We start from the raw sequence: 22,694 nt of genomic DNA, 5'->3' as shown, positions 1-22,694 counted from the left end.
ACGGGGTGGCAGCAAGGGCGCCTCCTGTGCCCGCGGTCACGCCGCGGGGCACGCGCAACAGCCGCGAAACACGGGCGCCAGACACGCGGCGCGGAGTTCACCGCACGGAAACAGTCGCGTGCGGCCGGGCGAAACAGGGGCCCGGCACCGTGAACGCCGGTCGCTCCCACGGACGGGAGTCGTCTTCCGAAGCCCCCGGGGCGTCCCTCGCCCCGGTCCTCCCCGTGGCCCTGCCACACCGACGACCCACAGGAGGTTGCCGTGGACACCGGCGACACCGCCTGGGTGCTGATCAGCGCCGTGCTGGTGCTGTTCATGACGCCCGGACTGGCGCTCTTCTACGGCGGCATGGTCCGCGCGAAGAGCGTCCTCAACATGATGATGATGAGCTTCGGCGCCATCGCGCTGATCGGCGTGCTCTGGGTCCTCTACGGCTACTCGATGGCCTTCGGGGACGACATCGGCGGCGGTCTCCTGGGCGACCCCTTCGAGTTCTTCGGCCTCGACGGCCTGATGGGCACCGCCGGCCTCGACGGTGGCTTCGCCGCCGAGGAGTTGGTCTTCACGGTCCCGTCGATGGCGTTCGTCGCCTTCCAGGGCATGTTCGCGATCCTGACGGTCGCGCTCATCTCCGGTGCGATCGCCGACCGCGCCCGCTTCGGCCCCTGGATGGTCTTCGCCGGCGTCTGGGCGACCATCGTCTACTTCCCGGTCGCGCACTGGGTCTTCGCCTTCGACGGCGCGGAGTCCGAGACGGGCGGCTGGATCGCCAACGACCTGCTGGCGGTCGACTTCGCCGGCGGCACCGCGGTGCACATCAACGCCGGTGCGGCGGGTCTGGCCCTCGCACTGGTCCTCGGCAAGCGGCGCGGCTTCGGGCGCGACCCGATGCGGCCGCACAACCTGCCGCTGGTCATGATCGGCTCCGGGATCCTGTTCTTCGGGTGGTTCGGGTTCAACGCCGGTTCGGCGCTCGCCGCCAACGGCCAGGCCGCCGAGGTCGCCGTCACCACGCTGGCCGCCACCGCCGCGGCGGTCCTGGGCTGGCTGGTCACCGAGAAGATCCGCGACGGGCACGCCACCTCGCTGGGCGCGGCCTCCGGTGTCGTGGCCGGTCTGGTGGCCATCACCCCGGCCTGCTCGGCGGTCTCGCCGCTCGGCGCGATCCTCCTCGGCGTCGTCGCCGGTGTCCTCTGCGCCCTCGCCGTGGGCCTCAAGTACCGCCTGGGCTACGACGACTCCCTCGACGTCGTCGGCGTCCACCTCGTCGGCGGTCTGTGGGGCACGCTCGCCGTCGGCCTCTTCGGCACGGCGTCGGCCACGGCCGGCATCGACGGCCTCTTCTACGGTGGGGGCCTCGACCAGCTGGGCAAGCAGGCGGTCGGCGCCCTCGTCGTCCTCGTCTACTCGTTCGTGGTCACGTTCGTGATCGGGTTCGTGATCTCGAAGGTCATGCGCTTCCGCATCACCGAGGAGGAGGAGGTGGCCGGCATCGACACGATGGTGCACGCCGAGACCGGCTACGACCTCGACTCCCTCGGCGGCGGCAGCGGTCCCACGCTGCGCGAGCAGGCCCGGGCCGAGGCCCGCAACATCGAAGGGAGCCGGGCGTGAAGCTCGTCACCGCCATCGTCAAGCCGTTCAAGCTCGACGACGTCAAGAACGCACTCGAGCTCATCGGGATCGCGGGGCTGACCGTCAGCGAGGTCCAGGGCTTCGGCCGTCAGCGGGGCCACACCGAGGTCTACCGCGGCGCGGAGTACCAGGTGGACTTCGTCCCGAAGGTCCGCATCGAGATCGTCGTGGGCGAGATCGACGCCGCCCGCGTCGTCGACGCCATCGTCGAGTCGGCCTCCACCGGCCAGATCGGCGACGGCAAGGTCTGGGTGACCACGATCGACGAGATCGTGCGGGTCCGGACCGGCGAGCGCGGCGCGGACGCCCTCTAGCGGACCGACGTCGGCCGGGGCGGCGGGGCGACCCCGCCACCCCGGCCGACGCGTTCCCACCCCCGGCGCTCACCGGCGCCGACGCCGATCCGATGGGGGAGACGTTGCTCGACACCGACTCGCTGCCGGCGCTGACGCGGGCGCAGCGGGTGCAGACCCTGGACACCTGGCTGACCGGTCTGCTCGCGGACGCGATCGCGGGCACCCCGCCGCCGGTCCCGCGCCGCGGCGCCGCGACGCCCCGCTCCGGCAGCGAGGGCCTCGCGCTGGTCGCGGTCGGCAGCCTCGGCCGCCGCGAGCCGCCGCCGCACGGGGACCTGGACCTGGTGCTCGTGCACGACGGCCGGCCGGAGATCGCCGCGCTGGCCGACGCGCTCTGGTACCCGGTGTGGGACGCCGGACTGCGGCTGGACCACTCGGTCCGCTCGATCTCCGAGGCCGTCACCGTGGCCTCGACCGACGTCAAGGCCGGACTGGGCCTGCTCGACGCCCGCCTGATCGCCGGCGACGCGGACCTGGGTGCCCGGCTGCGCACCGCCACCCTCGGCAGCTGGCGCCAGTCGGCGTCCCGGCTGCTGCCGCAGCTGCGCGACCTGCGCCGCGAGCGGGCCCGCAAGGTCGGCGAGCTCGCCTTCCTCCTCGAGCCGGACCTCAAGGAGGCCTACGGCGGGCTCCGCGAGGGCCAGGTCCTGCGCGCGGTCGCCGCCGCACAGCTGGCCGACGAGCCCTCCGCCGAGGCGGAGGAGGCCTACGCCTTCCTGCTCGACGTCCGCGACGAGCTCCGCCGCCGCTCGGGTCGCCCCACAGACGTCCTGGTGCGCCAGGAGCAGCGGCCCGTCGCGGTGGCGCTCGGGCTCGCCGACGAGGACGAGCTCCTCCGCCGGGTCAGCCTCGCCGGCCGGCGACTGGCGTTCGTGGCGGACGAGACCTGGCGGCGGGTGGAGTCCGCGCTGGTCCGCCGTCCCCGTGGCCGCTACCGCCGGGTGCACCGCGAGCCGCTCGCCGAGGGCGTCGTCCGGCAGGGCGACGAGGTCGTCCTCGCCCGGGACGCCCGGCCCGCGGCCGACCCCGGTCTCGTGCTGCGGGGCGCGGCCGCCGCGGCCCGCGCCGACCTGCTCCTGTCGCCCTACACGCTCAAGGTCCTCGCGGTGCACAGCCCGCCGCTGCCCGAGCCCTGGCCGGCCGAGGTGCGGTGGTCGTTCCTGCGGCTGCTGGCCAGCGGCCGCAGCGCGGTCCCGGTGCTCGAGCAGCTGGACCAGGAGGGGCTGCTGGCCCGCGTGCTACCGGAGTGGGACCGGGTGCGGTCGCTGCCGCAGCGGCACCCCTGGCACCGCTTCACCGTCGACCGCCACCTGGTCGAGGCGGCGGCTGCCGCGGCCGAGCTGACCCGGGACGTCGACCGCCCGGACCTGCTGCTGGTCGGCGCGCTGCTGCACGACATCGGCAAGGGCTGGCCGGGCGACCACAGCGTCGTGGGGGAGCCGATCGGCGCCGAGATCGCCACGCGCATGGGGTTCGCCCCGGCCGACGTGGCGACGATCGCGGCGATGGTCCGCCACCACCTGCTGCTGCCCGACACCGCCACCCGGCGCGACATCGACGACCCGGCGACCATCTCGCGGGTCAGCGAGACCCTCGGCGGCGACCCGGCGCTGCTCCAGCTGCTGCACGCGCTGGCCCAGGCCGACGGCGCGGCGACCAGCGTCTCGGCCTGGTCGCCGTGGAAGGCGCACCTCGTGGCGGCGCTCGTCGCGCGGGTGCAGGGCTTCATGGGCACCAGCACCGTCCCGGAGCCCGAGCCGGTGCTGCAGGCCGCACAGCCCCAGGTCACGGCGGCGGAGTCCACCGGGGCCGCGGTCGCGGTGACGGTCGGGATCGAGGACGTCGCCGACGGCCAGCAGATCACCGTGGGCGCACCGGACCGGCCGGGCCTGTTCAGCGTGCTGGCCGGTGTCATGGCGCTGAACCAGCTCGACGTCCGCGCGGCCAAGGTGAACGTGCTCGACGGCCGCGCGACGGCGGTGTTCGCCGTGCGCCCGCGCTTCGGCCGGGCGCCGGTGGCGACAATCCTCGCCGACGCCGTCCGCGCGGCCCTCGAGGGCACGCTGCCGCTGGCGGAGCGGCTGCGGCAGCGCGAGGCGGACTACCGGCAGGACGGCGTGCGCGCCGCGCCGCCGCGGATCTCCTGGCACGACTCGGAGGTCAGCGGGGAGCAGAACAGCATCGTCGAGGTGCGGGCCGGTGACCGGGCGGGGCTGCTGCACCGGCTCACCGCCGCGCTTGCGGGGGAGGGGCTGGACGTCACCTCCGCGCGGATCGAGACCCTGGGCGCCGACGCGGCCGACTACTTCTACGTGTGCAACTCCACCCGCGAGCCGATCGACGCCGCCCAGCGGGTGCGGATCGAGGCCGCGCTGGTCAGCGCCACGCGCGGGACGACCGAGCCGGTGCCCGTCGGGCCGGGGGGCGGGGACACGCCGGGCTGAGGTCCGCGGTCCTGTCGGTGGTCCGTGTTCTCCTCGGCTCGTCGGGACGGACCGGTCCCGACGGAGGTCGAGAGGAGTGCGCGTGTCCGACACCCGTGAGTGGCCCTGCCCCGACTGCGGCGACGCCCGGGAGTTCGTGCAGCCACCCTGCGCCGACGGGCACACCGACGACGGCGGCGACTGCCCGGAGTGGGTCTGCGCCGACTGCGGCACCGCGCTGCTGGCCGACCCCGCTCCGGTCGCCGTCACGTTCGCCGTCCGCCGGGCCGCCTGAGGCTCACCGCTCGGTAGCCTGGGGGTAGGAGGCGCGGTCTGCCCGCGCCCGAACTCTCCCCTGAGGACGGCTTGTGTTCGAGACCCTCTCCGACCGCCTGGACAAGGTCTTCACCGGTCTGCGCGGCAAGGGCCGGCTGACCGAGGCCGACATCGACGCCACCGCGCGCGAGATCCGCATCGCGCTGCTGGAGGCCGACGTCGCGCTGCCGGTGGTGCGGACCTTCATCAACGCGGTCAAGGAGCGGGCCCGCGGCTCGGAGGTCTCGCAGGCGCTCAACCCCGCCCAGCAGGTCATCAAGATCGTCAACGAGGAGCTCATCCAGGTCCTCGGCGGCGAGACGCGCCGGCTGCGCTACGCCAAGACCTCGCCCACGGTCATCATGCTCGCCGGCCTCCAGGGCGCCGGTAAGACCACGCTCGCGGGCAAGCTCGGCATGTGGCTGAAGAGCCAGGGCCACACGCCGCTGCTCGTCGCCGCCGACCTGCAGCGGCCCAACGCGGTCAACCAGCTCTCCATCGTGGCCGGCCAGGCCGGGGTCGACGTCTACGCGCCGCAGCCGGGCAACGGGGTCGGCGACCCGATCCAGGTCGCCCGGGACTCGATCGACCACGCCCGCCGCACCATGCACGACGTCGTCGTCGTCGACACCGCCGGCCGGCTGGGCATCGACGCCGAGCTGATGGCCCAGGCCGCCGGGATCCGCGACGCCGTGAACCCCGACGAGACCCTGTTCGTCGTCGACGCGATGATCGGCCAGGACGCGGTCACCACCGCCGAGGCGTTCCGCGACGGGGTCGGCTTCTCCGGCGTCGTGCTGACCAAGCTCGACGGCGACGCCCGCGGTGGTGCGGCGCTGTCGGTCCGGTACGTGACCGGCCAGCCGATCATGTTCGCCTCGACCGGCGAGAAGCTCACCGACTTCGACGTCTTCCACCCCGAGCGGATGGCCTCGCGCATCCTCGGCATGGGCGACGTCCTCACCCTCATCGAGCAGGCCGAGCAGGCGTTCGACGCCGACCAGGCCGAGCGGATGGCCGGCAAGCTCGCCTCCCGCGAGGGCTTCACCCTCGAGGACTTCCTCGAGCAGATGCTCGCCATCCGCAAGATGGGCCCGATCGCCAACCTGCTGGGGATGCTGCCCGGCGCCGGGGCGATGAAGGAGCAGCTCAAGCAGGTCGACGACCGCGACCTGGACCGCACCGCGGCGATCATCCGCTCGATGACGCCCGAGGAGCGGGTCAACTCCAAGATCATCAACGCCTCGCGGCGGGTGCGCATCGCGAACGGCTCCGGCGTCAGCGTCACCGACGTCAACCAGCTGCTGGAGCGGTTCGCCCAGGCCCAGAAGATGATAGGCCAGATGGCCGGCAGCATGGGCATGCCCGGCATGGGCCCCATGTCGAAGAAGGCCCGCGGCCGCCAGATGCAGGCGCAGTCGAAGAAGGGCAAGGGCAAGAAGGGCAAGGGCAAGGCCCCCGCCCGCCGGCCGATGGGCGGTGCCGGTCTCCCCGGCGGCAACCCGTTCGGCGGACTCCCCGGTGGCATGCCGGGTGGGATGCCGAGCCTGCCGCCGGGCCAGGCGATGCCGGACCTGACCAAGCTGAACTTCGACCAGTTCAAGGACCGCGGGCGCTGAGCCGGTGACCGCCCCCGCGCTGCACCTGGCCGGTGTCGTCCTCCCCGAGGGCGAGCACCGCGACCTGTGGGTCCGTGACGGCCGGTTCACCACCGAGCCGGTGGCCGGCGCCGAGACGGTCTCGCGCGGCGGGTTCCTGCTGCCCGGGCTGGTCGACGCGCACTGCCACGTCGGCATCGCCCGCGGCGGCGGCCACGTCGAGACCCTCGACGGCCTGCGCGAGCAGGCGGTCGCCGAGCGGGACGCCGGGGTGCTGGCGCTGCGCGACTGCGGATCGCCGGTCGACACCCGCGCCCTGGACGACGAGCCGGACCTGCCGCGGATCATCCGGGCCGGCCGGCACCTGGCCCGCACCCGCCGCTACCTGCCGGGCCTGGGCATCGAGCTGGAGCCCGAGGACCTCGTCGCGGAGGTGCGGGTGCAGGCCCGCCGGGGCGACGGCTGGATGAAGCTGGTCGGCGACTGGATCGACCGCTCGGTGGGTGACCTCGCGCCCGAGTGGCCGGCCGACGTCGTCGCCGCGGCCATCGCCGCCGCCCACGAGGAGGGCGCGAAGGTCACCGCGCACACCTTCGGCACCGACGCGCTGCCGGACCTGATCCGGGCCGGCATCGACTGCGTGGAGCACGGCACCGGGCTGACCGAGGAGCTGATCGGCGAGATGGCCGCCCGCGGCACCGCCGTCGTCCCCACGCTGGTCAACGTGGAGAACTTCCCGGGGTTCGCCGAGGCGGGGGAGAAGCGCTTCCCGCAGTACGCCTCGACGATGCGGCGGCTGTACGCGAACTCCGGCGCCGTCGTCCGGGCCGCGCACGAGGCCGGCGTCCCCGTGTTCGCCGGCACCGACGCCGGCGGCGGCATCGACCACGGCCGGGTGGCCGACGAGATCCGCGCGCTGGCCGCCGCCGGGCTGCCGAACGAGGCCGCGCTGGCGGCCGGGTCGTGGGCGGCGCGCACGTGGCTGGGCCTGCCGACCATCGCCGACGGCGCCCCCGCGGACCTGACCGTCTACGACGCCGACCCGCGGGCCGACCTCGACGTCCTGGCGCGCCCGTCGCTCACCCTGCTGCGCGGTCGGGTGTACCGGTAGGAAACCGGCGGGCGGCGCCACGGAGCCGCCTGGGAGGATCTCCGCCGTGCTCCTCCGGATGTCCTCCCTGTTCCTGCGCACCCTCCGCGACGACCCCGCCGACGCCGAGGTGCCCAGCCACCGCCTGCTCGTGCGCGCCGGCTACATCCGCCGCGCCGCCCCGGGCGGGTTCACCTGGCTGCCGCTGGGCTACCGGGTGTTCCGCAACGTTGAGCGCGTGGTCCGCGAGGAGATGGACCGGATGGGCGCGCAGGAGGTGCACTTCCCGGCGCTGCTGCCGCGCGAGCCCTACGAGGCGACCAACCGGTGGACCGAGTACGGCCCGAACCTGTTCCGGCTGCAGGACCGCCGCGGCAACGACTTCCTGCTCGGCCCCACCCACGAGGAGATGTTCACGCTCCTGGTGAAGGACCTGTACTCGTCGTACAAGGACCTGCCGCTGTCGCTGTACCAGATCCAGACCAAGTACCGGGACGAGGCGCGGCCCCGGGCCGGGCTGTTCCGTGGCCGCGAGTTCACCATGAAGGACAGCTACTCCTTCGACGTCGACGACGCCGGGCTGGACAAGAGCTACGCCGCGCACCGGGACGCCTACATCCGGATCTTCGACCGGCTGGGACTGGAGTACGTGATCGTCTCGGCGATGTCCGGCGCCATGGGCGGCTCGCGCAGCGAGGAGTTCCTGCACCCCACCGAGATCGGCGAGGACACCTTCGTCCGCTCCGCCGGCGGGTACGCCGCCAACGTCGAGGCGGTCACCACCGTCGTGCCCGACGCGATCCCGCTGGACGGGCTGCCCGAGGCGCACGTGGAGGACACCCCCGACACCCCCACCATCGAGACCCTCGTCGCCGTCGCGCAGGAGAAGTTCCCCGAGGCCGGGTACACCGCGGCCTCGACGCTCAAGAACGTCGTCGTCACGCTCGTGCACCCCGACGGCACGCGCGAGCCGCTGGTCATCGGCATCCCCGGCGACCGCGAGGTCGACGCCAAGCGGCTGGAGGCGCAGGTCGCCCCCGCCGAGGTCGAGCCGTTCGCGGACTTCGACGAGCACCCGGCGCTCGTGAAGGGCTACATCGGGCCCCAGGTGCTCGGGGCCGAGAGCGAGTCGGGCATCCGCTACCTCGTCGACCCCCGCGTGGTCCCCGGCACCCGGTGGATCACCGGCGCCAACGAGCCCGGGAAGCACGTGTTCGACCTGGTGGCCGGCCGCGACTTCACCTGGGACGGCGTCGTCGAGGCCGCCGAGGTGCTGCCCGGCGACCCGGCCCCCGACGGCTCCGGGCCGCTGGAGCTCGCCCGCGGCGTGGAGATGGGCCACATCTTCCAGCTGGGCCGCAAGTACGCCGAGGCGCTGGACCTCAAGGTCCTCGACGAGAACGGCAAGCTCGTCACCGTCACGATGGGCTCCTACGGCATCGGCGTCTCCCGGGCCGTGGCCGCGATCGCGGAGTCCACGCACGACGAGCTCGGCCTCGTCTGGCCGCGGGAGATCGCGCCGGCCGCCGTGCACGTCGTCGCCACCGGCAAGGACGCCGCGGTGTTCGAGGCCGCGGCGTCGCTGGCCGACGAGCTGGTCGCCGCGGGGCTGACCGTCCTCTACGACGACCGCCCGAAGGTGTCGCCGGGGGTGAAGTTCAAGGACGCCGAGCTGCTCGGCATGCCGACGATCGTCACCGTGGGCCGCGGCCTGGCCGACGGCGTCATCGAGGTGCGGGACCGGGCGACCGGTGACCGCCAGGAGGTCCCGGTGGCCGAGGCGCGGGACCGGGTGCTGGCTGCGGTCCGCGGCTGACGGCGGGTCTCCGCGGCGGGTACGGGGGCTCGTGGTCGACTCGCCGGGTGTCGAACGAGATGACCCGGCAGCTGGAGTCCACGGCCGAGCTGGTGGAGGTGAACCTCGGCTACGGGGACCAGGTGCACCGTCCGCGTCGGCTCGACCACCTGGCCGGGTTCAGGTCCAGGTCTGCGGCGCTCGCCGCCGCCGGGGAGCTCGAGGCGCTGGGGTACGGGATCGACGGCCTGCGGCGGCGCATGCTCACCGTCTGGCTGGCGTTCGGCAAGGAGACCCCGGTGGATCACGAGACGGCCGCGGCCTTCACCCGGGAGGTCGTGGCGGTCGTCGATCGCCACGGCGGGACCTACGACGGCTGGAGCGGCTTCCTCGTGACCGAGGACGTCTGACCCCGGGTCGTCAGCGCGCGACCAGCTCGACCTCGAAGCCGTCGCCGTCCTCCAGGTAGGCGGCGCGGTGGTCCGGGCCCCCGGCGAACGGGTGGCGGTCGGCGAACATCAGCCGCCACCCGTGCGCCGGCGCCTCGGCGACGAGGGCGTCGAGCTGCTCCGCCGTCCCGGCGTGGAACGCGAGGTGGTTCAGGCCCGGTGCCCGGCGCTCGTGCCGGTCGCCGGCGAGGTCGGGGGACTGCTCGACGACGACGTAGACGTCGCCCGCCCGCCACGACCGGCCGTGCTCCCACGACTGGTACGGCACGGCGCCCAGCCGGGTCAGCAGCCAGCCCCAGGAGCGCTCGGCGCGGCCCAGGTCAGGCACCCACAGCTCCACGTGGTGCAGCAGACCCCGGCTGGTGTCACCGCCCCGTTCTCCGCCCGCTCCCACGTCTGGCATCATGGACTGTCGAACACGGCGTCGCGCGGCCCTCTCACCGCGCCTCGGCCGTGTCCCTGGCTCCGCCCCGGCGTACCCCACGCGTCCGTCCGGCGAGCAACCGACAGACAGCGTTCGAGGAGAACACGAGCCACCGTGGCCACCAAGATCAAGCTCATGCGCCTGGGCAAGATGCGCGCGCCGTACTACCGCATCGTCGTCGCCGACTCGCGCACCAAGCGCGATGGCCGCTCGATCGAGACGATCGGCAAGTACCACCCCAAGGAGGACCCCTCCTACATCGAGGTCGACAGCGAGCGCGCGCAGTACTGGCTGGGCGTCGGCGCGCAGCCGACCGAGGCCGTCGCCGCCATCTTCCGGGTCACCGGTGACTGGCAGAAGTTCAAGGGCGAGGCCGCGCCGCCGCCCATGAAGGTCGCCGCCCCGAAGCCGGACAAGAAGGCCCTCTACGAGGCCGCCGTCCTCGCCGGTGGGGACGAGCCGGCCGCCGGCGCCACCACGCCGAAGAAGAAGGCCGCTCCCAAGGCCGACGCCGCTCCCGCCGCAGAGGACGCCGCTCCGGCGGACGCCGCTGCCGAGACGCCCGCCGAGTAAGACGTGGTGGAAGAGGCGCTCGAGCACCTGGTCAAGGGCATCGTCGACCACCCGGAGGACGTCCAGGTCGACCTGCTCACCAACCGTCGCGGCAAGACCCTCGAGGTCCGGGTGCACCCCGACGACCTCGGCAAGGTCATCGGCCGTGGTGGGCGCACCGCCAAGGCGCTGCGCACCGTCATGACCGGCGTCGGTGGCCGGGGCCTGCGGGTCGACGTCGTCGACACCGACGGGCGCTGAGCGCACCACCCTTGAGCACCACCCCTGACGACACCGTGGTGGTCGGCCGGATCGGCCGACCCCACGGTGTTCGTGGTCAGGTGACCGTCGAGGTCCGCACCGACGACCCCGACCTGCGGTTCGCCCCCGGCTCGGTCCTGCTGACCGATCCCGCCGCGCGCGGCCCGCTCACCGTCGTCGCGAAGCGCTGGCACAGCGGGACGCTGCTGCTGCAGCTGTCCGCGCCCTCCGGCGAGACCTACGTCAACCGCGAGGACGTCGACGCCCTGCGCAACACCCTGCTGCTGGTCCCGGTCGCCGACCTGCCCGAGCTCGAGGAGCCGGACTCCTTCTACGACCACCAGCTGGTCGGGCTCGCCGCGCAGCTCCCCGACGGCTCGGTCATCGGCGAGGTGACCGCCGTGCGGCACGAGGCCCAGGACCTGCTGGTCGTGCGGCGCCCCGACGCGGCCGAGGCGCTGATCCCCTTCGTGTCGGCGATCGTTCCGACCGTGGACGTCGCCGGCGGCTTCCTGGTCGTCGACCCGCCCGAGGGACTGCTGGAGCTGTGAGCTTCCGCGTCGACGTCGTCACGATCTTCCCCGAGTACCTGGCCCCGCTGGGCCAGTCCCTGCTCGGCAAGGCCGCCGAGCGCGGGCTGGTCTCCATCGGCGTGCACGACCTGCGGCAGTGGACCGACGACCTGCACCGCACGGTCGACGACGCGCCCTACGGCGGCGGCCCCGGCATGGTCATGCGTCCCGAGCCGTGGGCGCGGGCGCTGGAGGCCGTCCGCCCGCCCGGTACCCGCCTGGTCGTCCCCACGCCCGCCGGCCGGCCCTTCACCCATGCGGTGGCCGCCTCCTGGGCCGCCGAACCGGGTCTGGTCTTCGCCTGCGGCCGGTACGAGGGCATCGACCAGCGGGTCGCCGACTGGGCCGCCGGAGCCGGACCGGTCTCGGAGGTGTCGATCGGGGACTACGTGCTCGCCGGTGGCGAGTCCGCCGTCCTCGTGATGGTGGAGGCGGTCACCCGGCTCATTCCCGGTGTCGTCGGCAACCGCGAGTCGGTCGAGTTCGACTCGCACGCCGACGGCCTGCTCGAAGGGCCCTCCTACACCCGGCCCGCGTCGTGGCGGGACCACGACGTCCCGCCGGTGCTGCTCTCCGGCGACCACGCCGCGATCGCCCGGTGGCGGCGCGCGGAGTCGCTGCGGCGGACGGCCGAGCGCCGTCCGGACCTCCTCGCGGCGCTGCCCGCCGAGGCGCTGACCGACGCCGACCGCGCGGTCCTCGACGGTGACTGACCGGGCGTGGGTGCGGCCGACGGCCCGCGTCGTCGTGCTGGACCCCGCCGGACGGGTGCTGCTGCTCGGCGCCCGGCTGTCCGGTCCGGACGAGACCCCCGAGGACGTGCTGTTCTGGTACACGCCCGGCGGGGGAGTGGAGGACGGCGAGTCGGTGCGCCAGGCCGCCGTCCGCGAGCTGGCCGAGGAGATCGGTCTGCAGGCCGATCCGGCGGCCCTGGAGGGGCCGGTCTGGTTCCGCCGGCACGTGGCTGCCTTCGGCGGGCTGGACATCGACTCGCGCGAGACGTTCTTTGTGCTGCGCGACGTCGAGCACACCGTCGACGGCTCGGGACGCACCGAGCTGGAGGTGCTGGGCGACGAGCCGCACCGCTGGTGGACGGTCGAGGAGATCGCCTCCTCCGGGGAGACGTTCGCGCCCGCCGACCTCGCCGACGCTCTGGCCGCGCTGCTGCGCGGCCCGCACCAGGGGCCGCCGCGCTTCGTCGCGTGAAGTCGTGGCAGAATGGCTAGCTGCTGCACGACCGTCGGCCTCGCCGATGGGGCTCGGCACACGCCTGAGCCGCAGCTCCCCGGGACGGACAGCCGGGGCGCCCCGCTGTCCGTCACCGCTGAGACCACCGCTAGAGCTGAGGACTGCCGACGATGAACACCCTGGACGTACTCGACGCCGACTCGCTGCGCGACGACATCCCCACGTTCCGCGCGGGGGACACCGTCAAGGTGCACGTGCGCGTCGTCGAGGGCAACCGCTCCCGCATCCAGGTCTTCCAGGGTGTGGTCATCCGCCGCCAGGGTGGCGGGATCCGCGAGACCTTCACCGTCCGCAAGGTCAGCTTCGGCGTCGGCGTGGAGCGCACCTTCCCGGTGCACACCCCGGTCGTCGAGAAGATCGAGGTGCTGACCCGCGGTGACGTGCGTCGCGCCAAGCTGTACTACCTCCGCGAGCTGCGCGGCAAGGCCGCCAAGATCAAGGAGAAGCGGGAGACCGTCGCGCGCTGACACTCCGCGCCGGCTGGACCTGCCTCGACACGGCGGGCTCCCCGCGCCCGTACGCTGCTCTCGATGAGCAGCGACCGGCACGGGGGGCCCGCCGACGTCGTCCCGGGGGACGACGGATCCGGCGGCGGGGGCTCCGGAGACGCCAAGCGGGAGGCCGCGGCGTCCTCCTCCGCCTCCTCCTCGTCCGCCGAGGCGACCCCGGGGTCGGCCTCGGCGCGCCGGAAGCGGACGTGGTGGGGTGGCCGCAAGCCCGAGCCGGACAAGAAGCCGTCGCTGCTGCGCGAGCTGCCGGTCCTGCTCCTGGTGGCGTTCGTCCTCGCGCTGCTGGTCAAGACGTTCCTGGTGCAGGCGTTCTTCATCCCGTCCGGGTCGATGGAGACCACGCTGCACGGGTGCCCGGGCTGCACCGGTGACCGTGTCCTGGTGAACAAGGTGCCGTACTGGTTCGGCGAGCCCGAGCCCGGCGACATCGTCGTGTTCGAGGGCCCGGACACCTGGTCGCCCGAGGTCGAGGTCGCCGAGCCCGGCAACTGGTTCTCCAGCGGGTTGCTGTGGCTGGGCCGTGCGATCGGCGTCGCTCCGCCCAGCGAGGACGACTACGTGAAGCGGGTCATCGCCGTCGGTGGGCAGACCGTGGAGTGCTGCGACCCCGAGGGTCGGGTCGTCGTCGACGGAGAACCGCTCGACGAGCCCTACATCTACCAGAACACGCCCATCGAGACCCGGGGCTTCGGGCCGGTCACCGTCCCCGAGGGTCGGCTCTGGGTGATGGGTGACCACCGCTCCGCCTCGGCCGACTCCAAGCAGCACATGGGCGACCAGTACTCCGGCACCATCGCGGTGGACGACGTCATCGGCAAGGCCGCCCTGATCGTGTGGCCGCTCGACCGCTTCGGCGCCCTCGACGACCCCGACATCCAGGGCGCCGCCGCCTCGGGTGCGCCGGTGACCGGAGCCGCCGCGGTCGCCGCTCCGCACGTCCTCGGCCTCGTGGGCGCCGTCCCGGTCGTCGCCTGGCGCCGTCGCCGGCGGCTGCGCCGCGGCACTCGCCGTCGTCCCGCCGCCTGAGCCGGATCCCCGACTCCGCTTCCTGATCCCGGCCCCCCCGTTCCGAGAGGTCGCGGGATGTCGCACGCCCGGGGGGCCGTGCCTCCCGGCCGTCCGGGCCCCGTCGCAAGCCGTCCGAGGGGTCACGGCGGAGCGTTGGCGTCCTCCTCGATCGGTCGTCGAATGGTCGTCGAATGGCCTATCGTCAAGTCGACAATCCGGAGAACTGTTACCATTGGGATTCGGTCGCGCTTTCCAGCCCGCTCCGACAATGGCGAAAATAATGTCGGAAGAAGTGTCAAGCAGTTCTCTCACTCGTCCGATGGATGGTGTGTAAGCACCACCCCGAACGTGTGAAACGGAGTCTCCAGTGTCTGCACCCATGGCGAGCACCGCCCGCGGCGTCACTCGCGTGCTCATCCTCGCCGACGCCCCGGTCCTGCGCCGCGGGCTGGTCAGCATGATCAACGAGACCGCCGGGATGCAGTCGGTCGGCACCCCGGGCGAGCTGCGCCGGGCCCTGACCCTGGTCGAGACCGCCCGCCCCGACGCCGTCGTCGTCGAGCTCGGCTCCGGCCGCGCCGCCACGCTCGCCGCGTGCCGCGACCTCCGCCGCCGCTTCCCCCGCGTCGCCATCGTCGCCCTGGCCACCTCCGAGGACCCGGCCGTGGTCAACGAGGCCGTCGCCGCCGGTGTCCGTGGGTACCTGATGATCAACACCAGCCCGACCCTCCTGGGCTGGGCGATCCTGGCCGCCCGTGCCGGCCGCACCGTGGTCGACCCGCAGATCCGCCGGGTGGAGCCCTCCGCCGTGCCGGCCGCCAAGCCGTTCGCCCCCGAGGTGCCGCTGACCCGTCGCGAGTCCGACGTCCTCGACGAGCTGCTGCAGGGCCAGTCGAACCGCCAGATCGGCCGCAACCTCTTCATCAGCGAGGACACCGTCAAGAGCCACGTCAAGGCCATCCTGCGCAAGCTGGGTGCCCGCGACCGGGCGCACGCGGTCTCCCTGGTCCTCTCCTCGCGCTCGACCGGCACCGGGTGCACCTGTGGCGCCCACGCTGCCGCCCCGGTCGAGACCGCCGAGGTCTGACGGAGCCCGGCGCCGGTCCGGACGGTTCGCCTCCTCAGCGATCCGGCCCGGCGCCCGCGGCCCCTCGGGGTCGCACCGGTCCACGAGCCGGCCCCCTCCCGGGGGCCGGCTCGTGGCGCGTCGGGGTCCCGCCGGGTGCCGACCCGTCGCCGTCGGCGTCGTAGGGTCGGGAGGCGATGGCAGTCCGTACCGCCCCCCTGCGTCCCGTGGGTGCCCCGGCTCCCGACGACCGGCCCGACGCGCTCTGGGACATGGAGCGAAGGCTCCGCCGTCGGGGGTTCTCCGCGATCGCCGGAGCCGACGAGGCCGGTCGCGGCGCCTGCGCCGGGCCGCTGGTCGCCGCCGCGTGCGTGCTGCCCTCTGGCCGGCGGGGCCGGGTGCCCGGGCTGGCGGACTCCAAGCTGCTCACCGCCGCAGCCCGCGAGCGCGTGTACGCCGAGGTCGTCGAGCGCGCCGTCGCGTGGTCGGTCGTGGTGATGCCCGTGCCCGACCTCGACGCGCGGGGGATGCACGTCACCAACATCGAGGCGCTGCGCCGGGCCGTCTGGCTGCTCGACCCCGGCGCCGACTACGTGCTCACCGACGGCTTCCCGGTGAGCGGCCTGGCCCGGCCGACGCTCGCGGTGTGGAAGGGCGACCGGGTGGCCGCCTGCGTCGCCGCGGCATCCGTCCTGGCCAAGGTGACGCGGGACCGCATCATGCTCGACCTCCACGAGCGGTTCCCCGAGTACGACTTCGCCGTGCACAAGGGCTACATCACCGATGCGCACAGCGCCGCCCTCGACCGCCACGGCCCCTGTCCGGAGCACCGCCGGCGCTTCGTCAACGTCGCCCGAGCGGCCGCGGCACACGCCGGTCGCGACTCCCGGCTGACCGGCGCCACGGCGATGGTCGATGATGGGTCCATGCGCATCTCCGGAGAGCCGCGATGAGCACCGAGGACCTGGAGAAGTACGAGACCGAGATGGAGCTGCAGCTCTATCGCGAGTACCGGGACATCGTCCGCCAGTTCACCTACGTGGTGGAGACCGAGCGGCGCTTCTACCTGGCGAACTCGGTCGACCTCCAGGTCCGGGAGGCCGGCGGTGAGGTGTTCTTCGAGCTCAAGCTGTCCGACGCCTGGGTGTGGGACATGTACCGCCCGGCCCGCTTCGTGCGGAACGTGCGGGTGCTGACGTTCAAGGACGTCAACGTCGAGGAGCTCGACAAGCCCGACCTCGAGCTGCCGGACGGCCCACGCCTGCCCTGATGTGATGCGCATGCGGTGACCCTCACCGCCGGCGCCGACGGATCCGCCCGGTCCGTCCACAGGCCCCGCCCCCGTCCACAGAGCGTTCCGGACGCTGGTCGGCGGACCGCAGACCCGCCACGGTCGCCGGGTGCGAACGACGACCGAACTGGGCCAGCGCGGTGAGCGCATCGCCGCCCGCTACCTGACCGACCGCGGACTGCGGCTGCTCGACCGGAACTGGCGCTGCCGCGAGGGCGAGCTCGACATCGTGGCCCGCGACGGGGACGCGATCGTCTTCTGCGAGGTGAAGACCCGCCGCGAGGTCGGCTTCGGCCACCCCGTCGAGGCCGTCACGTCGACCAAGCAGCGCCGGTTGCGCCTGCTGGCCCAGCGCTGGCTCGCCGCCCATGACGAGCACGCCCCCGACCTGCGCTTCGACGTCGTGGGGGTGCTCCTCCGCGGGGGCGCACCGGCGGTCGTCACCCACCTGCCGGCGGCCTTCTCGTGAGCCTGGCCCGCACCTGGTCGGTCGGTCTGGCCGGGGTGCACGGAGCGCTGGTCGAGGTCGAGGTCGACATGTCGGCGGGGGTCCCGGGCGTGGTCCTCGTCGGTCTTCCCGACGCCGTCGTGCGCCAGTCGGTCGACCGGGTCCGGGCCGCCGTCGTGAACGCCGGCGCCAGCTGGCCGCTGCGACGGGTGACGATCGGGCTGTCGCCGGCCTCGATGCCCAAGCAGGGGAGTGGCTTCGACCTCGCGCTGGCCGCAGGGGTGCTCGCCGCGGCCGAGGTGGTGCCCGCGGGTGCGGTGGCGGACCTGGTCCTGCTCGGCGAGCTGGGGCTCGACGGGACGGTGCGGGCGATCCGCGGGGTGCTGCCCGCCGTCCTCGCGGCGCGGCAGGCGGGGCACCGGCAGGTCGTCGTGCCGGTGGGCAACGCCGACGAGGCGGCCCTGGTGGACGGCGTCACCGTCCTGCCGGCCTCGTCCCTGCGGGAGCTGCTCGCCCACCTGACCGGCCGTGCGCTGCTGGAGCCGCACGTGCGCGGGGTGCTGCCCGAGCCGCCGCCGGGCCCGGACCTCGGCGACGTCGTGGGCCAGGCCGTCGGCCGCCGGGCGGTCGAGGTGGCCGCCGCGGGAGGCCACCACCTCTTCCTGGCCGGTCCGCCGGGTGCGGGCAAGACGATGCTCGCCGAGCGGCTGCCCGGTCTGCTGCCGGCGCTCGACGAGCAGTCCGCCCTCGAGGTGACGGCGATCCACTCCGTCGCCGGGACCCTGCCCTCAGGCGCGCCGCTGGTCACCCGCCCCCCGTTCGAGGCGCCGCACCACTCGGCGACCATGGCGGCGCTCGTGGGGGGCGGGTCGGGGCTCATCCGCCCCGGCGCGCTGTGCCGGGCGCACCGCGGCGTCCTCTTCCTGGACGAGAGCCCGGAGTTCCCGCGCGCGGTCCTGGACACGCTGCGCCAGCCGCTGGAGCGGGGGTCGGTGACGATCTCGCGGGCCGCCGGGTCGGCGACCTTCCCGTGCCGCGCGCAGCTCGTGCTGGCCGCGAACCCGTGCCCGTGCGCGACAGCGGCGGGGGACGCCGCCTGCACCTGCAGCGCCGCCGAGCGGCGGCGGTACCAGTCGCGGTTGTCCGGCCCGCTGCTCGACCGCATCGACCTACGCGTCGATCTCCCGCCCGTCACCCGGGCGAGCTGGCTGGACGGGATCGAGGCCCCCGAGAGCTCCGCGGTCGTGGCCGCCCGGGTCGCCGCCGCACGCGCCACTGCGCAGGAGCGGATGCGGGGGAGCGGTCTGACACTCAACGCCCAGGTGCCCGGCCGCCTGCTGCGCGAGCGGTGGGTGGTGCCCCGGTCGGCCTCGCGGCTGGCGGAGCGGGCGCTGGAGCGCGGTGTGCTCTCGGTGCGGGGGCTGGACCGGGTGCTCCGCGTCGCCTGGACGCTGGCCGACCTCGCCGGGCGGTCGGTCCCCGGTCCCGAGCACGTCGCCGAGGCACTCGGCATGCGCCTGCAGCGGGTCGCGGCGTGACCGCGGTGGGCGTCGACCTCGACGGTCCGGGAGCGGAGGAGGTCCTCGCGGTCGTGCGGCGGGCACGGGCCTGGCTCAGCCGGGCCGCCGAACCGGGGAGCCTCGTCTTCTGGCGGTTCGTGGAGCAGCACGGGCCCGTCGAGGCGGTCCGCCTGCTCCGGGCGGGCCGGGGGCCCGAGGCCGTGCAGGCGCTCGTGGGCGTCCGCGGGCAGCAGGACGCCAGCCTGGCCGACCTGCGCCGCGCCGAGCGGTGCGGTGCCCGGCTGGTCGTCCCGGAGGACGACGAGTGGCCGGCCCTGGCCCTGCACGCCCTCACCGTGGCGGTCAGCGGAGAGCCGGCCGACTCGCGCGAGATGACCGACCGGACGGTGGCGCCGGTGCCACCCGTGGCCCTCTGGGTGCGGGGGCCGGGCCGGCTGGCCGACGTGGTGGACCGGTCGGTGGCCCTCGTCGGCGCCAGGGCCTCCACGGCCTACGGCGAGCACGTGGCCGGCGACCTCGCCCACCGGCTGGGGGAGCGGGGGTGGACGGTCGTCTCCGGCGGCGCGTACGGCATCGACGCCGCCGCACACCGCGGCGCGCTCGCGGCGGGCGCACCGACGGTGGCCGTGCTCGCCTGCGGGGTCGACCGCGTGTACCCGAGCGGCAACGGCGCGCTCCTCGAGCGGATCGCCCAGGAGGGGCTGGTGATCAGCGAGTGGCCGCCGGGCGCGGCGCCGCACCGGCACCGGTTCCTCGTCCGGAACCGGCTCATCGCCGCCCTCGCCCGTGGCACCGTCGTCGTGGAGGCTGCGGCCCGCTCGGGTGCCCAGGCGACGGCGCGCCGGGCGAAGCGGCTCGGACGGCCGGTCATGGCCGTCCCGGGTCCGGTGACGTCGGCGATGAGCGTCGGCTGCCACGAACTGGTCCGGGACCAGGAGCTGGGAGCGGTGCTCGTCGGCAGCGCTGCGCACGTCATCGAGGAGGTCGGCCGGCTCGGGGAGGACCTCGCGCCGGTGCCTGCGGTGGCCCCGGGACTCCGGGACGAGCTGTCGGACCTGGCGCGGCGGGTGCTCGACGCGTGTCCGGTGCGCCGCGGGGTCAGCCCCGAACGGCTGGCCGCGGTGGCCGGTTGCAGCGTCGTCGAGGTGCTGCAACAGCTGCCGGCGCTCGAGGTCGCCCGGCTGGTCGAGTGGACCGGCACCGGCTGGCGGCTGGCACCAGCACCGCGGCCGGCCCGATGAGGCGGGGCGGGATCTCAGCCCCGCGGCGTGAAGGTGATGACCTCCTGCGCGAAGGAGGCCACGACGGCGCCGTCGCGGGTGCGCACGGTCCCGCGGACCAGTCCGCGGTCGCCGCAGACGCGGGTCGGCTCGGCGGAGTAGAGCAGCCACTCCCCGGCGTCGACGGGAGCGTGGAACCACAGCGTGTGGTCCATGGTCACCCCCCGGGTCTCCGGGGGCGGCGGCGGACCGGGCACCTGGGCGGCGGCGAAGACCATGTAGTCGGACACGAACGCCACGACGGCGGCGTGCAGGCCGGGGTCGTCGGGCAGCGGCAGGTGCGGACGCACCCAGTAGGGGTGCAGCGGGGCGTAGACGTCGGCTCCGGCGTCGACCCGGTGCGCTCCGGCCGGGCGGAACTCGAACGGGTCCATCCCCATCAGCCGGACCTCGTCTGCGGCGATCTCCTCGGGCGGAGTGGGCATGGCGGGCAACGGCGAGGACCAGTCGGGGCCGGGCCCTCCGGCGTGGAACGAGGCGGTCAGGAGCAGCGGCGTGCGCCGCCCCTGCTCCACGGTCACCAGCCGGACCGCGCTGGACCGACCGTTCCGGACCGCGCGCACCCCCAACGTCAGCGGGCTCCCGAGCTCACCGCCGGAGGGGAAGACCGCGTGCACCGAGTGCGGGAGCAGGCCCGGGGCGACCGTCCGCGCAGCGGCGCGCACCGCCAGGCCCAGGGTGTACCCGCCGTACAGGTGCCCCTCGACGAGCGGCTCGTTCTCGAACGCGTCGTCCCCCCGGGCATGCAGGCGGAGCAGCGCGTCGAAGTCGTGTGCCATGCCCGATCCCTACCACCGGCCGGACCGGCCTCCCCGCGGCATCGCGGACCGCCGGGCCGGGCGGCGCGCCCGCTTGACCGGCCGACCACCCCGACGGACGGTTCCCCCGTGCCCGCCTCCACAGCCCAGCTGCGCGCGAGCCTGCCGCCAGCGTTGGCCGCGGTCGTGGACGACTACGAGGAGCACCTGCGCGGGGAACGGGAGCTGTCCGAGCACACCGTCCGGGCCTACGTCACCGACGCCGTCTCGCTGCTCGACCACCTCGCCCGCCGCAGCGGCACCCGGGTCGACGAGCTGGATCTCGCCGCCCTGCGCAGCTGGCTCGCCAAGGGCCGCACCACGGGCGACAGCCGGGCCACCACCGCGCGGCGCGCCGCGTCGGCCCGGTCGTTCACCGGCTGGCTGCGCCGGACCGGACTCACCTCGGAGGACGTCGGTCTGCGGCTGGTCAGCCCCAAGGCCCACCGGACCCTGCCGGAGGTGCTCGCGCCGGCGCAGGCGCAGGCGGTCGTCGAGTCGTCCGCGGGCGCGGAGGAGCCACTCGACCTCCGGAACACCCTCGTGCTCGAGCTCCTCTACGCCAGCGGCATCCGCGTCAGCGAGTTGGTCGGACTGGACGTCGACGACGTCGACCGGGACCGCCGCCTCCTGCGCGTGCTGGGGAAGGGCCGCAAGGAGCGCAGCGTCCCGTACGGGCTGCCCGCCGAGCGGGCGCTGGACGCCTGGCTCACGCGGGGCAGGCCTGCGCTGGCCACCGACCGCTCGGGCCCCGCCCTGCTGCTCGGTGCACGCGGCGGCCGGCTGGACCCCCGGGAGGCCCGGCGCGCGGTCCACGCGGCGGTCGCGGCGACCCCGGGAGCGCCGGACATCGGACCGCACGGGCTGCGGCACTCGGCGGCGACGCACGTGCTCGAGGGCGGTGCGGACCTGCGCTCGGTCCAGGAGCTGCTGGGCCACGCCAGCCTCGCGACGACGCAGATCTACACGCACGTGACGGTGGAACGGCTCCGCGCGGTGCACGCACAGGCCCATCCGCGCGCGTGAACCTCCCGACGGCTGCCGATACCGTGAGAGCAACGCAACCACGGGGCCGTTCTTCCGGACCCATCAGCGAGCGGGGGAGTCACACCGTGCCCGAGGCGACGATCGACACGGTCGACGAGTCCAACGAGGACACCGATGCCGCCATCGCGGCGCTGTGGCGCGACTACGTCGAGGACCGCGACCCCGCCCTGCGGGACCGGCTGATCCTCCACTACGCCCCCCTGGTGAAGTACGTCGCCGGCCGGGTGGGCTCCGGGCTGCCCGCGCACGTGGAGCAGGCCGACCTCGCCTCCTACGGCACCTTCGGTCTGATCGACGCGATCACCCGCTACCAGCCCTCGCGGGAGGTCAAGTTCGAGAGCTACGCGATGGCCCGCATCCGCGGCGCGATCATCGACGAGCTCCGCACCACCGACTGGATCCCGCGGTCGGTCCGGAGCAAGGCCCGTCAGTTCGAGCGGACCGTCGCCGACCTCGAGAGCAGGCTCCAGCGCAGCCCCACCGACGAGGAGGTGGCCGCCGAGATGGACATGGACGTCGAGGAGGTCCGCAAGTTCCTCGGCCAGCTCTCGCTGGTGAACGTGGTCGCGCTCGACGAGCTGCTCACCGACGACGACGGCGGCGCCCCCCGGCTCGTCGACACCCTCAAGGACAACTCCGCCCTCGATCCCCAGGCGATGGCCGAGCACGGCGAGGCCCGCCAGCTGCTGGCCCGCGCGGTCGAGCAGCTCCCCGAGCGGGAGAAGGTCGTCGTCAGCCTCTACTACTTCGAGGGGCTCACCCTCGCCGACATCGGCCGGGTCCTCGGGGTCACCGAGAGCCGCATCTGCCAGCTGCACACCAAGGCGGTGCTGCACCTGCGCACGAAGCTCGCCGACATCGCCTGACCGGCAGGCCGCCTAGCTGTACCCAGCCAGGACGTTGGTGACGGTCGGGCGGGCTTGAACGAAGGAGAACCTCCGAGTGGGGTGTGGCTTGTCGAAGGCCCAACACCTGCTCGGAGGTTCTCGTGTCCCACGCTAACGCCCGTA

Annotated in this window: 25 protein-coding genes; 23 read left to right on the top strand and 2 right to left on the bottom strand. The window is 74.2% G+C overall.

Going from position 1 to position 22,694, the window contains the following annotated elements; all coding sequences use genetic code 11:
- Nucleotides 1–261: 261 nt before the first annotated feature.
- The 8 genes from DQ240_RS19100 (at nucleotide 262) to DQ240_RS19065 (ending at nucleotide 9,622) form a co-directional block, all read left to right on the top strand.
- Nucleotides 262–1,614 carry an ammonium transporter gene (locus tag DQ240_RS19100; protein ID WP_113841303.1) on the top strand — a complete coding sequence of 451 codons (1,353 nt, stop codon included), beginning with the start codon at nucleotides 262–264 and terminating at the stop codon, nucleotides 1,612–1,614.
- Nucleotides 1,611–1,949 carry a P-II family nitrogen regulator gene (locus DQ240_RS19095; RefSeq protein ID WP_029432903.1) on the top strand — a complete coding sequence of 113 codons (339 nt, stop codon included), beginning with the start codon at nucleotides 1,611–1,613 and terminating at the stop codon, nucleotides 1,947–1,949. Before DQ240_RS19100 ends, DQ240_RS19095 begins: the two co-directional genes overlap by 4 nt.
- 92 nt (nucleotides 1,950–2,041) lie before the next feature.
- On the top strand, nucleotides 2,042–4,435 hold the full coding sequence (locus DQ240_RS19090) for a [protein-PII] uridylyltransferase (RefSeq protein WP_233498826.1): 2,394 nt from the start codon (nucleotides 2,042–2,044) through the stop codon (nucleotides 4,433–4,435).
- 82 nt (nucleotides 4,436–4,517) lie between these two features.
- Nucleotides 4,518–4,709, top strand: coding sequence for a hypothetical protein (locus tag DQ240_RS19085; RefSeq protein ID WP_113841302.1), 192 nt, complete (start codon nucleotides 4,518–4,520; stop codon nucleotides 4,707–4,709).
- Nucleotides 4,710–4,782: 73 nt separating this feature from the next.
- Complete coding sequence (gene ffh, locus DQ240_RS19080) at nucleotides 4,783–6,348, top strand: signal recognition particle protein (RefSeq protein WP_113841301.1); 1,566 nt, start codon at nucleotides 4,783–4,785, stop codon at nucleotides 6,346–6,348.
- A 4-nt stretch (nucleotides 6,349–6,352) separates the two neighbouring features.
- Nucleotides 6,353–7,438 carry an amidohydrolase family protein gene (locus tag DQ240_RS19075; protein ID WP_233498825.1) on the top strand — a complete coding sequence of 362 codons (1,086 nt, stop codon included), beginning with the start codon at nucleotides 6,353–6,355 and terminating at the stop codon, nucleotides 7,436–7,438.
- Between the two features lie 46 nt (nucleotides 7,439–7,484).
- A complete protein-coding gene (locus tag DQ240_RS19070; protein WP_113841300.1) occupies nucleotides 7,485–9,233 on the top strand; it encodes a proline--tRNA ligase in 1,749 nt (582 codons plus the stop codon).
- 47 nt (nucleotides 9,234–9,280) lie between these two features.
- The gene (locus tag DQ240_RS19065) at nucleotides 9,281–9,622 is read left to right on the top strand and encodes a ribonuclease E inhibitor RraB (RefSeq protein ID WP_113841299.1); all 342 of its coding nucleotides are present in this window, start codon (nucleotides 9,281–9,283) and stop codon (nucleotides 9,620–9,622) included.
- Nucleotides 9,623–9,632: 10 nt separating this feature from the next.
- Here the strand turns inward: DQ240_RS19065 and DQ240_RS19060 are convergent, their stop codons facing one another.
- The gene (locus DQ240_RS19060; RefSeq protein WP_199589406.1) at nucleotides 9,633–10,064 is read right to left on the bottom strand and encodes a VOC family protein; all 432 of its coding nucleotides are present in this window, start codon (nucleotides 10,062–10,064) and stop codon (nucleotides 9,633–9,635) included.
- Between the two features lie 135 nt (nucleotides 10,065–10,199).
- Between DQ240_RS19060 and rpsP the strand changes: the two genes are divergently transcribed.
- The 13 genes from rpsP to dprA all read left to right on the top strand — a co-directional run bounded on the left by rpsP (nucleotide 10,200) and on the right by dprA (nucleotide 19,801).
- Nucleotides 10,200–10,658 carry a 30S ribosomal protein S16 gene (gene rpsP / locus DQ240_RS19055; protein WP_113841298.1) on the top strand — a complete coding sequence of 153 codons (459 nt, stop codon included), beginning with the start codon at nucleotides 10,200–10,202 and terminating at the stop codon, nucleotides 10,656–10,658.
- A 3-nt stretch (nucleotides 10,659–10,661) separates the two neighbouring features.
- The gene (locus DQ240_RS19050; protein WP_029432910.1) at nucleotides 10,662–10,898 is read left to right on the top strand and encodes an RNA-binding protein; all 237 of its coding nucleotides are present in this window, start codon (nucleotides 10,662–10,664) and stop codon (nucleotides 10,896–10,898) included.
- 11 nt (nucleotides 10,899–10,909) lie between these two features.
- Nucleotides 10,910–11,449 carry a ribosome maturation factor RimM gene (rimM, locus tag DQ240_RS19045; protein ID WP_113841297.1) on the top strand — a complete coding sequence of 180 codons (540 nt, stop codon included), beginning with the start codon at nucleotides 10,910–10,912 and terminating at the stop codon, nucleotides 11,447–11,449.
- On the top strand, nucleotides 11,446–12,183 hold the full coding sequence (trmD, locus tag DQ240_RS19040; protein ID WP_113841296.1) for a tRNA (guanosine(37)-N1)-methyltransferase TrmD: 738 nt from the start codon (nucleotides 11,446–11,448) through the stop codon (nucleotides 12,181–12,183). Before rimM ends, trmD begins: the two co-directional genes overlap by 4 nt.
- Complete coding sequence (locus tag DQ240_RS19035) at nucleotides 12,176–12,676, top strand: NUDIX hydrolase (protein ID WP_113841295.1); 501 nt, start codon at nucleotides 12,176–12,178, stop codon at nucleotides 12,674–12,676. Before trmD ends, DQ240_RS19035 begins: the two co-directional genes overlap by 8 nt.
- A gap of 152 nt (nucleotides 12,677–12,828) precedes the next feature.
- A complete protein-coding gene (rplS, locus tag DQ240_RS19030) occupies nucleotides 12,829–13,185 on the top strand; it encodes a 50S ribosomal protein L19 (protein WP_113841294.1) in 357 nt (118 codons plus the stop codon).
- A gap of 63 nt (nucleotides 13,186–13,248) precedes the next feature.
- Nucleotides 13,249–14,253, top strand: coding sequence for a signal peptidase I (gene lepB / locus DQ240_RS19025; protein ID WP_113841293.1), 1,005 nt, complete (start codon nucleotides 13,249–13,251; stop codon nucleotides 14,251–14,253).
- Nucleotides 14,254–14,614: 361 nt separating this feature from the next.
- Nucleotides 14,615–15,322, top strand: coding sequence for a response regulator transcription factor (locus DQ240_RS19020; RefSeq protein WP_113841292.1), 708 nt, complete (start codon nucleotides 14,615–14,617; stop codon nucleotides 15,320–15,322).
- 176 nt (nucleotides 15,323–15,498) lie between these two features.
- A complete protein-coding gene (locus tag DQ240_RS19015; protein WP_113841291.1) occupies nucleotides 15,499–16,254 on the top strand; it encodes a ribonuclease HII in 756 nt (251 codons plus the stop codon).
- A complete protein-coding gene (locus DQ240_RS19010) occupies nucleotides 16,251–16,571 on the top strand; it encodes a DUF2469 domain-containing protein (protein ID WP_029432918.1) in 321 nt (106 codons plus the stop codon). Before DQ240_RS19015 ends, DQ240_RS19010 begins: the two co-directional genes overlap by 4 nt.
- 130 nt (nucleotides 16,572–16,701) lie before the next feature.
- On the top strand, nucleotides 16,702–17,061 hold the full coding sequence (locus DQ240_RS19005) for a YraN family protein (RefSeq protein WP_113841290.1): 360 nt from the start codon (nucleotides 16,702–16,704) through the stop codon (nucleotides 17,059–17,061).
- Nucleotides 17,058–18,578, top strand: a complete 1,521-nt coding sequence (locus tag DQ240_RS19000) for a YifB family Mg chelatase-like AAA ATPase (RefSeq protein ID WP_113841289.1) — start codon at nucleotides 17,058–17,060, stop codon at nucleotides 18,576–18,578. Before DQ240_RS19005 ends, DQ240_RS19000 begins: the two co-directional genes overlap by 4 nt.
- Entirely contained in the window at nucleotides 18,575–19,801 is a 1,227-nt protein-coding gene (gene dprA, locus DQ240_RS18995; RefSeq protein WP_113841288.1) for a DNA-processing protein DprA, read from the top strand. The genes DQ240_RS19000 and dprA overlap by 4 nt, the downstream gene beginning before the upstream one ends.
- Before the next feature lie 14 nt (nucleotides 19,802–19,815).
- Here the strand turns inward: dprA and DQ240_RS18990 are convergent, their stop codons facing one another.
- Nucleotides 19,816–20,619, bottom strand: a complete 804-nt coding sequence (locus DQ240_RS18990) for an acyl-CoA thioesterase II (RefSeq protein ID WP_113841287.1) — start codon at nucleotides 20,617–20,619, stop codon at nucleotides 19,816–19,818.
- A gap of 108 nt (nucleotides 20,620–20,727) precedes the next feature.
- On the opposite strand from DQ240_RS18990, the gene DQ240_RS18985 reads away from it, so the two are divergent.
- Together DQ240_RS18985 and whiG are read left to right on the top strand one after the other, a co-directional pair.
- Nucleotides 20,728–21,663 (top strand): tyrosine recombinase, encoded by a 936-nt coding sequence (locus tag DQ240_RS18985; protein ID WP_199589401.1) that lies wholly within the window; start codon nucleotides 20,728–20,730, stop codon nucleotides 21,661–21,663.
- A gap of 86 nt (nucleotides 21,664–21,749) precedes the next feature.
- Nucleotides 21,750–22,550, top strand: coding sequence for an RNA polymerase sigma factor WhiG (whiG, locus tag DQ240_RS18980; RefSeq protein WP_113841286.1), 801 nt, complete (start codon nucleotides 21,750–21,752; stop codon nucleotides 22,548–22,550).
- Nucleotides 22,551–22,694: the final 144 nt, after the last annotated feature.

Origin of the sequence: Blastococcus sp. TF02A-26 (genome assembly GCF_003319125.1) — a bacterium.
GTDB lineage: Bacteria > Actinomycetota > Actinomycetes > Mycobacteriales > Geodermatophilaceae > Trujillonella.
Note: the sequence above shows the minus strand (reverse complement) of the source record. Positions and strands in the feature narration are given on the sequence as shown.